We start from the raw sequence: 13,265 nt of genomic DNA, 5'->3' as shown, positions 1-13,265 counted from the left end.
ACGTTTAAGCCCGGGACAACGTCTAAGCCCGGGTCCCTTTCGAGCAGGACCTCCCAATCCAAGGCACCCAACTGGGTCGCAGTAGTGCACGTTTAGAACTCCGTAAACGCGCACTACTGCGACTCAGTTGGGAGGTACCTTCTGGACGGCTTTTTCCAGGAACGTTTTCAGTTCGCTGTCGCCCAGCACGGGGGTTACAACTCCCAGATTGAGTGTGGGCTGGGTCTTCGCGCCGGCGGAGGCCAGCGCTGCCTGGACGTTCTTCCGGCCATCAGCAACCGCCGCCGAATCCCCCTTCTTTGCAGCATCAAGCATGGACAGGGCCGCCGTGACGCCGCGGCCGTACTCGGCCGCCGCGGTAGCCCAATGCGTGGCATCGTCTGCAAAGCCCGGCACTTCCATCTTTGGCAGGAGCTCGGGCAAGCGCTGAAGCAGCCCAGAACGGGCCTGCAATCCTCCGGAAGGTGACCTGCCGGCGTCGTAATCGCTCCAGAACTGTTCAATATCGCGCCGGAGCGCTGGGGCGGACGGAGTGAGTTCGTCGTCCTGCCAGTCCTGGTTCAGGTCCACGAACGCCTTCACGGCGGCCTGCACGTCCGGATCCGGACCGGAGACCTGTGCCAGCGCGGCGTCCATGGATTTTTGCGGATTGTAGGCCGGGCCGTTCCAGGAGAAGTCGGCGTAATTGAAGATCGCCGGCAATGACAGGTAGGGCTGGATCATGGGGTTGGTGACAACACCGCGGATCGATTGGTAGAGGTCTGCGTCCCGCCCTATGAGTGGCGCCAGGAAGAGGTGGTCCTGCGAGAAGTCGTTCACCGGGTAGTTGTCCCAGATGACGAGGTCCCGTGGCGTTCCTTGCGTTCCGTAGCTGCGCCGGGCGGTTTCGGCAGAGTCGCGGGTGATGCGGTGGGACACCACGTCCTCTCCGGTCCACTGCACCACGATTCCGGGATCCAGTGCCCGGCCGAGTTCCTTCTTGTAGGGCGTGCTGCCGGAACCGGAGTAGAAGGTGGGCACTGTTTCCAATGGTTGGAGGCCCTGTTTGCCGGCCGTGAAGCGCTTGTTCAGTTCGTTCAGGAAGGACGCCTGGGCTTTCGCGAGGTTGGATTGGCCAGAGCCGAACTCCTTGACGTCCTCGGGGCACTGGACCTTCGTGGCGATGTCGTCCAGGGGAATGACGAATGACCGCACCCCCAGGGAGTAGAGCGATTCGAGCTTGGTGATGGCGTCATCCAAATCTGACTCCCGTGAATAGCAAACATCGATCCCCGGCGACAACGCGTACGTGAAGCGGATGTGGTTGGCCGTGGCAGTATCGATGAGCTCCTGCAGTTCCGTGAGCTCCTGGTCCGAGTAGAACGTCCGCCACTTGTCCCGCAGGAGGGGATCGTCCTTGGGCGAATAGATGTAGGTGTTCATCTTCTGGCGGGCAGCGAACTCGATGATGTCCAGACGGGCCTGATGGGACCAGGGCGTGCCGTAGAAGCCTTCGATGACTCCGCGGGTCTCCATCAACGGCCAGTCGCTGACGCGGATCGGGGGAACTGAACCGTCTTTCACTATCTGGCGAAGTGTCTGGACGGAGTGGAAGAGGCCGTCCGCATCGCTTCCGGTGAGGACCGCCGTCGGGATTCCTCCGGAGGTTCCCGTGGCCATCGCATAGCCTTCGGCATGCTTGAGGGCTTCCTGGTTGGAGTCCGCGCTGTCCCGCCCGAGCTCCTTGAGCACCGCTCCTGCGGAAGATCCCTCCGATGCTCCAAGGTAGACAGCCGAGGAACCATCGGCCGGATCGTTCACCGCGGCTACCACCTCACCGGTGCCGCCGCTGGCCGTCACCAGGTCTTGGACCGCCGCAAGCGACGGCTGGTCCGTCCCCGGTGGCGCCACAATGTACACCCGACCGTTCAGTGGTACCGAAGGACCGGACGGGGTGCTGGCGCGTTGTGGCACCGGATAGACCCCGGGAGGGCCTGCTGGGTGGCTACTTGGGGTGGACTGCCGGTCCTTGGATGCAATAAGCCAGCCCGCGACGAGTGCGGCCACCAGGATCGCAGCAGCGGACAGCATCAGGGCCCGGCGCCTCCGCTTGGTTCCGGGATGGGCGGGTGCTGCGTTCAATCAGGTATCTCCCTGGGTTTCTGAAACGATGTGTCAAGACAATCACACTGATCACGCCGCAGATAGTGCGGTTCCGGTTTTCCTGCCCAACTAAGGTTGATGCGTGAACCTCCTCATTTCCGCCCTGGGTGTTTTGGGCGTCGCCTCCTCCGGACCACTGATCGCCGGCACACTCGGTGCCACCTCAGTGACAGCCTTGGCGGTTGCCTTTTGGCGGAACGCGATTGGCGCTGTAGTAATGGCCGCCCCCGTGGCGATCCGGACCCCCAGGCAGTTCGGCCGGGTCACGCGCCGCGAATTCGGGTGGTCAGCCTTCGCGGCAGTTGCCCTGGCCTTCCATTTCGCCTGCTTCATCACGGCGCTCCAGCTGACGTCCGTTGCCGCGGCAACGGCGCTGGTCTGCCTGCAATCAGCGTGGATTGCCGTCTTCCAGTTGTTTCGAGGAACACGCCACCGATGGCCGGTGCTGGTTGGCCTAGGTATCGCGTTCGGTGGTGTGGTTGCCATTACCGGCTTCGACATGGGGTCCTCCCCCGAAGCACTCCTGGGCGATGTCTTGGCCTTGGCCGGTGGTGCCTTGGCCGGCCTCTACACCCTCGCTGGAGGCAAGGCCCGCCAGACCATGGGCACCGGAACGTATACGGCCCTTTGCTACGGGATGTGTGCCGCCCTGGTTGCCGTCATGGCCTTGGTGGCCGGCCAGCCGCTCTCAGGGTTCGACGCCGGAGGCTGGCTTGGGATTATTGCCATCACCGTCTGCGCGCAATTGGTGGGGCACACGGCGTTCAACCACCTGCTGGCCACCATGAGTCCGCTGGTGGTGTCCATGATCATCCTGCTGGAAATACCCGGGGCGGCCATCCTCGCCGCCGTCTTCCTGAACGAGACTCTTCCCGGCGGCACCTACGCCGGGCTGGCATTGATCCTGGTGGGCCTGGCTGTGGTGGTGATCGGACAGCGGCGCGGCCGGATCGAAGAAGACCGGCGCGAAGCCGAGCTGGGCACGGACTGAAGCAGCCGCCGTCGTGCGTTAAGCAGGCGGGCTACAGGCCCCCGCGCCGGACGCCGCCTTGGGCAGCGTTGGCCGCGTGGATGGCGCGCAGCAGCTTCGCTGGGAAGTACACCGAGAAGAAGACCACCATGGGAGCCTTCAAAGCCATCTTCTTGACGTTATGGGCCTTGTACGTCCGATCGAACCGCGTGACGTAGTAGCGGTAATCCCGGGGCGAATCCTCGAGCCTCCGCGCGGACATACCGGACACCATCTGCGGCCAGTACTGGATGTGGAGATCGTGCTCGGCCAAGTGCAGGGACAAATCAATGTCCTCGTGCATCTCGTCCTTTTCATCGAGGCATGCTTCGTCGCGGATGGTTTCCCACGCCGAGCGCCGGAGGGCCATGTTGGAGCCGAAAAGGAAGTGGTACTGGTGCTTGGCCAGCCGGAGCATCAGCTGGCGCATTTTGTCGTCTGCCTTCAAGCCGAAGCGACGCATGGGCATGTCGTAGTAGACCACCGGGCCCGTGGCGGCCTGGACGGTGGGATCGGCGAAGGCTTTCTGGACCTGTTCCACCCAGTCGGGCTCAAGCACCGAGTCTGCGTCGATCCGGCCCACGATCTGGCCGGTGGCATGGTTGAGGCCGTAGTTGCGCGTCGGGATGAGGCCCTGGCTGTCGGCCTGTCGAAGCAGGATGATGGGGCTTTCGGGGTATTCCTGCTGCATTTGCCGCACGATCCTGGCGGTGCGGTCCGTGGACAGGTTGTCCACCACGATGATTTCCTCGGCGGGAACGGACTGGTAGATGGCAGCGATGAGGCACTGGCGAATGACGCTTTCCTCGTTATACGCCGGGATGACAATTGAAACGCCCGGAGGCTCCGGGACATCCTTGAGTTCACCCATCACGGGTCTATCAGCTGACATCCCTTCAAATCTAACACCCGGCACTCCGCCACCAGCGGACGCCCGGGTTACAAGCTGAATAACACTGAAGGGACCCCGGTGGCGGGATCCCTTCAGAATTATCCAGCTGACTGAGCAGTGGTACCTAGGCTTCGGAGCCCTTCTCCTCATCCTTGTGGATGCTGGCAGCGATGTTCTTGACGGCCGTCTTGGCGTCGGTGGCAACCTTGGCGGTGGTGTCCTCGGCCTTTTCTGCGACGTCCTTGGCGGTTTCTTCCACTGCCTCGGTTGCTTCCTTGGCGCTGGCCGTGGCCGAGGCCGCAGCGTCAGCCGGAACGGGCGCGGGGGTCGGAGTCACCGGTGATGGCGTCTTCCACGGGTCCTCAACCGGCTTGGCAGCCTTCCAGGCAGCTACGCCCGCAGCAACGGCGGCGGCGATCACGGTGACTACCAGCCAGCCGCGCTTCTTGGGCTTTTGCTGCTTGCCCAACTGCTTGGATACAGCCTTGGTGGTCTCATCGGCAACAGCCTTGATGTGCTTGCCGGTTGCCTGTGCTTGCTCCTGGACGCTGTGGACAACGCCAGAGTCCACCAGCTTCTGTGCCACGGCGTCCACCTGCGCCGGAGCATTCTCCAGGGCATGGTGCACCGCTACAGAGGCATGCCCCAACTGTTCGGACAACTTGGGGAGGTACTCGTCAACCACTTTGTCCCTGGCAACGCCCAAGGCCGGTGTGGCCTTGTTGAGGGTTTCCTGGATCCTGGGTGCTGCGTCCTCAACGGCATCGTGGATCTTGGGGGCCAGCTGGGCGAGGCCGTCCTGGATCTTCGGTGTGACCTTCTCAACGCCGTCCGCAAGATTGTGGGCAGCCGACTTCAGGCCTTCCTGGATCTTGGGAGATGCGCTGTCGATGCCGTGCTGGATACGCGGAACAGCCCAGTTGACGGCTGCTTCAACACGTGGCGCTGCCCAGTCGCGGGCGTTGTCTACGCCGGTCGCAACAGAGTGCTCAATGTCGCGGGCAATACGGTCTGATTTCTTCACAACTACCTCCCGATACACATGCTGGTTTGTTGCTAGCCTACGTGTCCCACGGAACACGGGCCATTCATCCGTAAGATTCTTGCCGGATTTCACCGAGCGCGGAACCGGCTTTCGGGCCGCCACGGCGTTGCCCCTGCATGAAACAATGGGCGCATGACCATTGCAACCGCAAAAGCAACAATCCACACGAGCCTGGGCGACATCAAGGTTGACCTCTTCGGTAACCACGCCCCCAAGACGGTCGCCAACTTCGTTGGCCTGGCCACTGGCGAAAAGTCCTGGACCCACCCGGAGACCGGCGAAGACAGGACCGGCACCCCGCTCTACAACGGCACCATCTTCCACCGGATCATCAAGGACTTCATGATCCAGGGTGGCGATCCATTGGGCCGCGGCGTCGGCGGACCGGGCTACAAATTCGATGACGAAATCCACCCCGAGCTGACCTTCAACGCTCCGTACAAGCTGGCCATGGCCAACGCCGGCATCCAGATGGGCAAGGGCACCAACGGCTCCCAGTTCTTCATCACCACGGTCAACACCGACTGGCTGTTCGGCAAGCACAGCATCTTCGGCGAGGTCACGGACGAGGAATCCCGCAAGGTTGTTGACGCAATTGAAGGCGTTCGCACCGGCATGGGCGACCGTCCCGTTGAAGACGTGGTCATCAACAGCATCGACATCGAACAGCTCTAGCCAGAACCCATGAGCTACGGAGTCCCGTCGGCCGAGCCGTCCGCTGATATTCCGGTGTGCCCCCGGCACCCGGACAGGCCCTCCTACGTCAGGTGCCAGCGTTGCGGGCGCCCTGCGTGCCCGGAGTGCCAGCGGGCGGCCGCCGTCGGGTTCCAATGCGTTGACTGTGTCAACGAACAAAAACGCACGACGCCGGCATACCGCTCTGCCTACGGCGGCACCTTGGCCGTGGGCCGGCCCCTGGTGACGTACGCGATCATTGGGTTGTGCGTCCTGGTTTACGTCCTGCAGTGGGTTATTCCTGGCGATGCCGTCTTCCAGGAATTCGCCTTTGCCAACGTCTTCGCAGATACCGAGCCGTGGCGGATGCTCACCGCGGCTTTCCTGCATTCGCAGAGCTTCCTGCTTCACATCGTCTTGAACATGTACACGCTGTGGATATTCGGTCAGGCCCTTGAGCCCTTGCTCGGGCGTATCCGGTATTTGGCCGTGTACCTGCTGTCCGCCGTCGGTGGTTCTGTTGGGTTCCTGCTCCTGACGCCCGACCGCCCCTTGGTGGGCGTTGTTGGTGCCTCAGGCGCGATCTTCGGCCTCTTCGGGGCCATGCTGGTGGTCCAGCGCCATCGAGGCGGCGAAACCCGCCAGCTGTGGGTCCTCATCGCGATCAATGGGGCCATTGGCTTCTTTATCCAAGGAATCGCCTGGCAAGCCCACTTGGGCGGCCTCATTACTGGCGGGCTGGCAGCTGCGGTCATCGCCTACGCTCCCCGCGGTAAGAACCAGACACTCCTTCAAGTGGGCGGACTGGTCCTGGTTGCCGCCCTTCTGGCGATCGTTACCTGGTTCCGCGTTTCTGCCGGCTAGCTGCCGTTCCACCCAAGTAAGTCGCAGTTGATGGCGATTCGAAGCACTCATAACGGCATCAACTGCGACTTAGTCGGGAAGGTCAGTCGCGGGCTACGGGTTGCCGGAGGATGGTCTTGAGTTTCTCCGGAGCAGTTCTTCGGGCATCACTGAGATAGATCTCGTGGTGTTTGCCGGTCATCCGCAGCGAGTTGTCCGGGATGTAGCCGTGGTGCATTTCCTCCAGCACGGGTCCCTCAGCGTCGTATGGGCCCACGTGCAGGGTCTGCAAAGCCAACCCTTCGTCAAGGCTTTCCAGGCGAAGTGAATCCAGAGCGGGGGCACCGCCCTTGCCCGCCACGGTGTGACGTGCTGCGTCACTGTGTTCCGGAGTGATCCAGTCCGGAGCCATGATCATCATGGTCCAGTCCCATTTGGATTTATCCCTTGAGCTGGTGAAGCTCGCCATGTCCTCGGACCACCACAGGCCCTCGAGGGGCATGACTGCATAGTCGCGGCCCAGCTCCTTCTTGCTGAAGAACTTCAGCGTGTAGGCCATCGGATAAAGGGTGGAGAGCGCGTCCGCGTAGGACTGGGCAGTATTGGGATCACCGTGCCCATCCACCATGAGGAACTGCAGCGGAGGAACAGTCACCAGTTCCAGCTGCCCTGCACGGGCCTTGTAGCTGTGGATCTCCCGTTTGAAGTCGATCTTGGTCCCGCTGCCCATGCCTCTCCCCCGTTCTCGGTGCCGTTTATTGGTTATCCACAGATGTTATCCACACTGTGCGTAACTTACATCTGTGTAGTTAGCTTTGGTGAGGCCTGCATTCGGGGAAAAGAGGGTAGATATCCCCCGTTTGGCATGTTTCCATCCACATCTGTGGATAACTTTGTCCCCGGCGGGGGCGATTATGTGGACAAGCGGCCGCTTGGGACCCAAGGTGTGGAAAACCCTGTTAATCCACCTGTTAATAAGGGGGTATCAACAGGCTTATCAACACTGTTAATAACTTACAGCTGTGTAGTTCAGAGGTGGATGAGCCGCTCAAAGCCCGCCAATTCAGGGATTTCCTCGTATCAACCCACACCTTTTCCCCAACTGTGGATAACTTGTGGGCAGTCGCTTGTTGTTAAGTGGATAGTCGCCTTTAGGACAACTTCTGCCGGGGCCCCGTCCCTGAAGCCGGGCAGCCCTCCGCAGAGTGAAGGACGCAATGCTCCAGAGGTGAATTTTCCGTGAAGAAGCGAACACTATCCACAGGGCGATGCACAGTGGGTATAACCCTGTTCAAATCCGTTGGACGCTTATGGTTGCCGCAACGGCGGGGAAGAAGCCAGCAAATGCGTGGATGTCCACATAAGTTATCCCCGATTGTGGATAACTTTACGCACTTCTGTGGACAGCCGGTGTGGCCATCCCGGCGGTTAACCCCAGACGCCCGAGGACCCTCGCCGGTGGCTGTCCACTAAATGGGTGTCGATGATCCCGATGGCTTCCATGAGCGCGTACATGGTGGTGGGACCGACGAAGGCGAAACCCTTCTTGCGGAGGGCCTTGGAAAGGGCGATGGACTCCGGCGAAGTGGTGGCAATGTCTGCCAAGGTTCTGGGCGCCGGTGTGGATTCGGGTTTGAAGGACCATACGAAGTCCACCAGGCCACCGTCCTGACGCAAGGCAATGGTGGCTTTGGCATTGGTGATGGCGGCGCGGATCTTGAGCCTGTTGCGGACGATCCTGGCGTCCAACATGAGCCTTTCCACGTCTTCCTCGGTGAAAGCAGCGACACTCTCCGGGTGGAAGTCCATGAAGGCTTTTCGGAAGGCCTCGCGTTTCCGGAGAATGGTGGCCCAGGACAGGCCCGCCTGGAAGCCTTCGAGGCTGATGCGCTCGTACATCCCCTGTTCGTCCCGGACCGGCATGCCCCATTCATGGTCGTAGTACGACTGCATCAACGGGTCTGATGCGGCCCACACGGGCCGTGCAAGGCCGTCTTGGCCAATAATGGTGCCGTTCTCTCCCGGGGTCATGCGGTGCTCCTCTGTGGCATCCTCCGCAGCAGCCAGGGTGCGGCCTACCACGGGTGGGTGTTCTGTGGATTATTCTGCCTGCTGGCTACGACAATCCTGTGACGCGCATGGTGATGTTGATCCGACCTTCGGAGAGCCCGCAGTCCGCGGGTGCCGTTCCGGAGTGCACCTTGGGGATGCCATGGTAGGCGAACCGCGAAGCGCCGCCGAAGACGAAGAGGTCTCCGGAGCGCAAGTGGACGTCCGCGTACGGCTTGGTGCGGGTCTCTGTGTTTCCGAAGCGGAAGACGCAGGAATCGCCAATACTCAGCGAAACAACAGGCGCGTTCGAGTGCTCATCCTTGTCCTGGTGCATGCCCATGGCTGCAGCATTGTTGTAGAAGTTCACCAAGGCTGCATCCGGGGTGTAGTCCACGGCCAGGTCCGCCAATGATGCGTCCTTAGTCACTTCCGGGGCGTAGGCGGCCGCGACAGCCTTCCTGCCGAGGCGCACCATCCAGTCCGGGAAGTCCAGTACGGGACGGCCGTTCACATCCGTAGCCTCGCGCGTGTAGCGGTACGGCTGCCAGTGCCAGCCGAGGCATACGGTCCGCACGGACATTTGGTGGCCGCCGGGGAGGGTTGCTGCCCTGAGCGGTACCGGGCCACGGGTCCATTCGCCGAAGCGGTCCACGATCCATCGCTGTTGCTCCAGGCTGAGCCAACCCGGCACGTGGACGGCACCCGGGGCAATCAGGCGGGGACCGGCGTCGTGCGTGTCCGGCTGGACAAGCTCCACCGGAAACAGCGCGTCATCACTCATGCCGCCTCCAGGGTCAACAGCGTGCGTTTGGCATCGGCGCCGCCGAGGTACCCGCCGTACGAGCCATCAGAGCGGACCACCCTGTGGCAGGGGACGATCACCGGCAGGGGGTTGGTGGCACATGCGGTGCCGACTGCCCTGACGGCCTTGGGACTGCCCGCGGCCTGGGCCACCTGGGCATAACTCTCGGTGCTGCCGTAGGCGATCTGGGGAAGATGGTGGAGGACATCCAGCCTGAACCCGCGTGCCAGCCGAAAGTCGAGGGGAAGGTCAAAGCTGCGGCGTGCGCCGTCGAAGTACTCGTCCAGCTGCCTGGCGGCCTCGTCCAAGCGAGACGGAGCCTTGAGGATGGCGGGGCTGACGGTGTCTGCGAGGAGTTGCAGGACCGCCTGGTGGTCCTCCAGTTCAAAGGCCACACGGACCATTCCCTGCGCGGTGGTGGCAAGGAGGAGTTTGCCGACTGGTGAGTCGACCACCGTGTAGGCGATCTCCAGCGAATTGTCATCCAAGGCCTCACGGATCAGGCGGGCATGAAGACTGGCCAGTGCTGTTTCAAGCCCGGAATCCAAGGGCTTCAGGAGGGTGGCGACGTCGCCGTGGTCCGGGGAGGATTCGGGGGTCATCGGGAGGCTCCTTTCGGTGTTGCCGATACCAGGGTGGGGTGGGAATTCATGGATTGGTCAGCGAGGGCCGCCCGGAGTGCCCTGACGCCGTCCGCTGCCGCCCGACGTGCGGCCTCGGGGGTACCGCCGTGCAGCTCAGCGATGTCTCTGTAGGGAAGCCCGGCCAAGTAGTGGTAGGCCACGGCCTGGCGCTGCTTTGGTGGCAACTGGCCCACGGCCTCGAGGATATCCGCGTGCCCATCACCAGGGAGACCGATCCGGGACGGCTCCTCCGGGGGTGCGTCCACAGGGACCGCGCGCCGGCCCATGGCGCGCAGCAAGTCCAGGCATTTCCGGTGTGCAATGGTCACGAGCCAGGCTTCGACGTTGGCATCCGCCGGAAGTTCGCCATAAGCCTTAAGTGCTGAGAGGAAGGTCTCTGACCAAGCATCGTCGGCCTCGTGGATGCCAAGTACCGCGCGGCACACCCGAAGGACCGTGGCGCCGTGGTCCTGGACCACCGCCTCGAAGGGTCTCTTGGTGGGTGCGGCCGGAGTGGGTCCCATCAGAAGAGTTTGCTCTCTCTGATGGACGCGGGTTCCTCAAGTTCCAGCAGGAATCGCTTGTTGGTCAACCCTCCGGCGTAGCCCGTGAGTTGGCCCTTGTGACCAACAACGCGGTGGCAGGGAATGATAATGCTGATCGGGTTGCGGCCCACGGCAGATCCAACAGCCTGGGCCAGATGGGGATCGCCCAACTCGGCGGCCAACTCGCCGTACGTGACTGTTTCCCCAAACGGAATACTTTGCAGCCGCTCCCAGACCCGCTCCTGGAAGGGATTCCCGCTGGTCTTGAACGCTACGTCGAAGAAGGTCCGGGTGCCGTCCAGGTACTCACGGAGTTCCGACTCGGCCTGCGAAAACACGGCATCCTCCGCCTCCACCGGGTCTCCGAAGTACTCGGTTGGCGGCAAATGCCAGTGGCCCTCATAAAAGATGCCCGTCAAAAATTCCCCGCGGGCAGTCAGCGTCAACTGCCCCAACGGAGAATCCATGGTGGTGTGCCTGCTGTTCATACCCTGTAGACGTTCACTGGCACGGAAATGTGAGGTTGGAGTTTCTAGGAACGCCAGCGGGTAGTCATGAGGAAGCCGACGATCGCAATGCCGAAGCCAGCCACGATGTTCCATGAGGCCCAATCCCGGACCGGGAACTGCCCTTCAGTGATGTAGAAGGTGATGATCCAGATGAGGCCGATGATCATGAGGCCAAACATCACCGGCTTGTACCAAACCGGATTCGGCTTGTACTGCTGCGCGGCGGAAGTCTGCTGTTCCTGACGGGCAGGCCGCTTGCGGGGCTTGGACTCGGGCACGGATCCTCCTTGGCTGGTTCACATAAACCCGTCGCAGCCTGCCTTGATATCCTGCAGGAAGGAAAATTCCAGCGGTCAACGGCCAGCGGCGTTCCGGGTTGGTCTAGCTGTCAAGTCTAGCCGTAACCAAAGGGCCGGTTGCGCCGCCCGCGTCCCCAGACGAGGAGAGCCCGTGGCGCACCAGCAGACCTCAGCCGCTGCTGCTGTGCCGTCTGCCGAAAGCCGGGGGAACAAAGCCCCGCGCCGGAAGCTCCGCCCCATGGACATAGTCCGCAAAACCAGCCAGATTATCGGCGAACTGCTCATCACCGCCGGCGTGGTCCTGCTCCTCTTCGTTGCGTGGGAACTTTGGTGGACCAACGTAGAGGCCGATGCCAAGCAGACCGAGGCCGTCAAGAGCTTCGCGCAGGAGTTCACCGGCCCCGTTACGCCCGCTGCTCCGGCAGACTACGGCAAGCCCGTGGTGGGTACGGCACCGGGCAACGGCGGAACCATCGGCATCATGTACGTTCCCCGCTTCGGGGCAACGTACACGCGCCCCATCATTGAGGGCACCGGATCCGACGTCCTGGACACGTTGGGCCTGGGGCACTACGGAAGCACCAGCATGCCCGGAGCGGTTGGAAACTTTGCCGTGGCCGGGCACCGGCAAACCCACGGCGCCGTCCTGGACAGCATCCACACCCTGGTGCCCGGCGACAAGATCTACGTTCAGACCAAAGACGCCTACTACACCTACGTTTTCCGCAACAACCAGATCGTGCTCCCGAGCCGGACCGACGTGCTATTGCCCGTCCCTACCCAACAAGGGGCCACCCCCCGCGAAAGCATCCTGACCATGACCAGTTGCAACCCCCGTTTCGGATCACAGGAACGAATCATCGCCTACTCAGTACTGGATAGTTGGCAACCGTCGTCAGCCGGACCGCCGTCGGACATTGCCGCCCTGGTAGCCCAAGCCCAAGGAAAGGGGTAGCGGATGTACGCCTGGATTTTCCGTAACCTTCCCGGACCCTTGTGGGTGCGGATCCTGACCTCAGTGGTCCTCGCAGGGGCGGCCCTGGTACTTATGGTCGAGTTCCTTTTCCCCTGGTTTTCCCAATTCACCACCCTGACCGACTCAACGATTGGTGCAGCACAGCAGCCATGAGCACAACAAAAATCCTGGTCGTAGACAACTACGACAGCTTCGTTTACACCCTTGTTGGATACCTGCAGGAACTCGGTGCCGAAACCACCGTGGTCCGCAACGACGACGTGACGCTCGCTGAAGCAAGGGAACTCGCGGCGGCCCGCGACGGCGTCCTTGTCTCGCCCGGTCCCGGCACGCCTGCCGAAGCGGGTGTCTGCATTGAGCTCATCAAGTGGTGCGGCGAAAACAGCAAACCAATGTTCGGCGTCTGTCTGGGCCACCAGGCCCTCGCCGAGGCTTACGGTGGCGTGGTGACGCACGCACCTGAACTGATGCACGGCAAGACATCGCCTGTGCAACACCAAGGCAAGAGTGTCTTCGCGGGCCTCCCCTCCCCGGTGACCGCTACGCGCTACCACTCGCTGGCGGCCGTCCGCGACTCCATCCCGGACGTCCTGGAGATCACGGCAGAGACCACGAACGGTGTGGTGATGGGACTCCAGCACAAGACAGCACCGCTCTGTGGCGTGCAGTTCCACCCGGAATCCGTACTCACCGAAGGCGGGTACCAGATGCTTGGCAACTGGCTGGAGTCACTGGGCATGCAGGGTGCCGCCGAACGTGCCGCCAAGCTGAGCCCGCTGATCCAGCACTAAGCCGGTTGGTCGGCCGCCGCCGCCGTCCTCTGCGTGCTGCTCCTTCGTCGCTTTGACGCACG

The 13,265-nt window shown here is 62.2% G+C and carries 16 protein-coding genes; 6 read left to right on the top strand and 10 right to left on the bottom strand.

Annotated elements, in window-relative coordinates:
- Positions 1-123: 123 nt before the first annotated feature.
- Complete coding sequence (locus ACIPV6_RS16440) at positions 124-2,121, bottom strand: beta-N-acetylglucosaminidase domain-containing protein (RefSeq protein WP_400271903.1); 1,998 nt, start codon at positions 2,119-2,121, stop codon at positions 124-126.
- A gap of 103 nt (positions 2,122-2,224) precedes the next feature.
- On the opposite strand from ACIPV6_RS16440, the gene ACIPV6_RS16435 reads away from it, so the two are divergent.
- A complete protein-coding gene (locus ACIPV6_RS16435) occupies positions 2,225-3,133 on the top strand; it encodes a DMT family transporter (protein WP_400271902.1) in 909 nt (302 codons plus the stop codon).
- Between the two features lie 31 nt (positions 3,134-3,164).
- On the opposite strand, the gene ACIPV6_RS16430 is transcribed toward ACIPV6_RS16435, so the two are convergent.
- A complete protein-coding gene (locus ACIPV6_RS16430; protein ID WP_397324231.1) occupies positions 3,165-4,043 on the bottom strand; it encodes a glycosyltransferase in 879 nt (292 codons plus the stop codon).
- A 124-nt stretch (positions 4,044-4,167) separates the two neighbouring features.
- Entirely contained in the window at positions 4,168-5,067 is a 900-nt protein-coding gene (locus ACIPV6_RS16425) for a hypothetical protein (protein ID WP_400271901.1), read from the bottom strand.
- A 153-nt stretch (positions 5,068-5,220) separates the two neighbouring features.
- On the opposite strand from ACIPV6_RS16425, the gene ACIPV6_RS16420 reads away from it, so the two are divergent.
- Positions 5,221-5,763 (top strand): peptidylprolyl isomerase, encoded by a 543-nt coding sequence (locus ACIPV6_RS16420; RefSeq protein ID WP_400271900.1) that lies wholly within the window; start codon positions 5,221-5,223, stop codon positions 5,761-5,763.
- A 9-nt stretch (positions 5,764-5,772) separates the two neighbouring features.
- Positions 5,773-6,627 carry a rhomboid family intramembrane serine protease gene (locus ACIPV6_RS16415; protein ID WP_400271899.1) on the top strand — a complete coding sequence of 285 codons (855 nt, stop codon included), beginning with the start codon at positions 5,773-5,775 and terminating at the stop codon, positions 6,625-6,627.
- 82 nt (positions 6,628-6,709) lie between these two features.
- Here ACIPV6_RS16415 and ACIPV6_RS16410 read toward each other — a convergent pair whose 3' ends face one another.
- From ACIPV6_RS16410 to ACIPV6_RS16380, 7 genes are all read right to left on the bottom strand, one after another.
- Positions 6,710-7,336, bottom strand: a complete 627-nt coding sequence (locus ACIPV6_RS16410; protein WP_400271898.1) for a GyrI-like domain-containing protein — start codon at positions 7,334-7,336, stop codon at positions 6,710-6,712.
- Positions 7,337-8,034: 698 nt separating this feature from the next.
- The gene (locus tag ACIPV6_RS16405) at positions 8,035-8,637 is read right to left on the bottom strand and encodes a DNA-3-methyladenine glycosylase I (protein ID WP_400271897.1); all 603 of its coding nucleotides are present in this window, start codon (positions 8,635-8,637) and stop codon (positions 8,035-8,037) included.
- A gap of 85 nt (positions 8,638-8,722) precedes the next feature.
- Entirely contained in the window at positions 8,723-9,439 is a 717-nt protein-coding gene (locus tag ACIPV6_RS16400; protein WP_400271896.1) for an alpha-ketoglutarate-dependent dioxygenase AlkB family protein, read from the bottom strand.
- Positions 9,436-10,062 (bottom strand): methylated-DNA--[protein]-cysteine S-methyltransferase, encoded by a 627-nt coding sequence (locus ACIPV6_RS16395; RefSeq protein WP_400271895.1) that lies wholly within the window; start codon positions 10,060-10,062, stop codon positions 9,436-9,438. The genes ACIPV6_RS16400 and ACIPV6_RS16395 overlap by 4 nt, the downstream gene beginning before the upstream one ends.
- Positions 10,059-10,607, bottom strand: a complete 549-nt coding sequence (locus ACIPV6_RS16390; protein WP_400271894.1) for an RNA polymerase sigma factor — start codon at positions 10,605-10,607, stop codon at positions 10,059-10,061. Before ACIPV6_RS16390 ends, ACIPV6_RS16395 begins: the two co-directional genes overlap by 4 nt.
- Entirely contained in the window at positions 10,607-11,116 is a 510-nt protein-coding gene (locus ACIPV6_RS16385) for a methylated-DNA--[protein]-cysteine S-methyltransferase (protein WP_400271893.1), read from the bottom strand. The genes ACIPV6_RS16390 and ACIPV6_RS16385 overlap by 1 nt, the downstream gene beginning before the upstream one ends.
- Before the next feature lie 44 nt (positions 11,117-11,160).
- On the bottom strand, positions 11,161-11,415 hold the full coding sequence (locus tag ACIPV6_RS16380) for a cell division protein CrgA (RefSeq protein WP_387437502.1): 255 nt from the start codon (positions 11,413-11,415) through the stop codon (positions 11,161-11,163).
- A gap of 259 nt (positions 11,416-11,674) precedes the next feature.
- Here ACIPV6_RS16380 and ACIPV6_RS16375 point away from each other — a divergent pair, with 259 nt between their 5' ends.
- Genes ACIPV6_RS16375 through ACIPV6_RS16365 form a run of 3 tightly spaced genes read left to right on the top strand, consistent with a single transcriptional unit; the run spans position 11,675 to position 13,203 of the window.
- The gene (locus ACIPV6_RS16375; protein ID WP_400271991.1) at positions 11,675-12,391 is read left to right on the top strand and encodes a class E sortase; all 717 of its coding nucleotides are present in this window, start codon (positions 11,675-11,677) and stop codon (positions 12,389-12,391) included.
- Positions 12,392-12,394: 3 nt separating this feature from the next.
- Entirely contained in the window at positions 12,395-12,565 is a 171-nt protein-coding gene (locus tag ACIPV6_RS16370; protein WP_400271892.1) for a hypothetical protein, read from the top strand.
- Positions 12,562-13,203, top strand: coding sequence for an aminodeoxychorismate/anthranilate synthase component II (locus ACIPV6_RS16365; RefSeq protein ID WP_400271891.1), 642 nt, complete (start codon positions 12,562-12,564; stop codon positions 13,201-13,203). Before ACIPV6_RS16370 ends, ACIPV6_RS16365 begins: the two co-directional genes overlap by 4 nt.
- The last annotated feature ends 62 nt before the right edge of the window (positions 13,204-13,265 follow it).

Origin of the sequence: Paenarthrobacter sp. NPDC089988 (assembly GCF_044748465.1) — a bacterium.
GTDB lineage: Bacteria > Actinomycetota > Actinomycetes > Actinomycetales > Micrococcaceae > Arthrobacter.
This window is presented reverse-complemented; position numbering and strand designations above follow the sequence as displayed.

Bases quoted from the DNA above. Each gene is read 5' to 3' on its own strand.
- ACIPV6_RS16430 (WP_397324231.1), bottom strand. From the start codon at position 4,043: ATGTCAGCTGATAGACCCGTGATGGGTGAACTCAAGGATGTCCCGGAG.
- ACIPV6_RS16420 (WP_400271900.1), top strand. From the start codon at position 5,221: ATGACCATTGCAACCGCAAAAGCAACAATCCACACGAGCCTGGGCGAC.
- ACIPV6_RS16415 (WP_400271899.1), top strand. From the start codon at position 5,773: ATGAGCTACGGAGTCCCGTCGGCCGAGCCGTCCGCTGATATTCCGGTG.
- ACIPV6_RS16410 (WP_400271898.1), bottom strand. From the start codon at position 7,336: ATGGGCAGCGGGACCAAGATCGACTTCAAACGGGAGATCCACAGCTAC.
- ACIPV6_RS16405 (WP_400271897.1), bottom strand. From the start codon at position 8,637: ATGACCCCGGGAGAGAACGGCACCATTATTGGCCAAGACGGCCTTGCA.
- ACIPV6_RS16400 (WP_400271896.1), bottom strand. From the start codon at position 9,439: ATGAGTGATGACGCGCTGTTTCCGGTGGAGCTTGTCCAGCCGGACACG.
- ACIPV6_RS16395 (WP_400271895.1), bottom strand. From the start codon at position 10,062: ATGACCCCCGAATCCTCCCCGGACCACGGCGACGTCGCCACCCTCCTG.
- ACIPV6_RS16390 (WP_400271894.1), bottom strand. From the start codon at position 10,607: ATGGGACCCACTCCGGCCGCACCCACCAAGAGACCCTTCGAGGCGGTG.
- ACIPV6_RS16385 (WP_400271893.1), bottom strand. From the start codon at position 11,116: ATGAACAGCAGGCACACCACCATGGATTCTCCGTTGGGGCAGTTGACG.
- ACIPV6_RS16375 (WP_400271991.1), top strand. From the start codon at position 11,675: ATGGACATAGTCCGCAAAACCAGCCAGATTATCGGCGAACTGCTCATC.
- ACIPV6_RS16370 (WP_400271892.1), top strand. From the start codon at position 12,395: ATGTACGCCTGGATTTTCCGTAACCTTCCCGGACCCTTGTGGGTGCGG.
- ACIPV6_RS16365 (WP_400271891.1), top strand. From the start codon at position 12,562: ATGAGCACAACAAAAATCCTGGTCGTAGACAACTACGACAGCTTCGTT.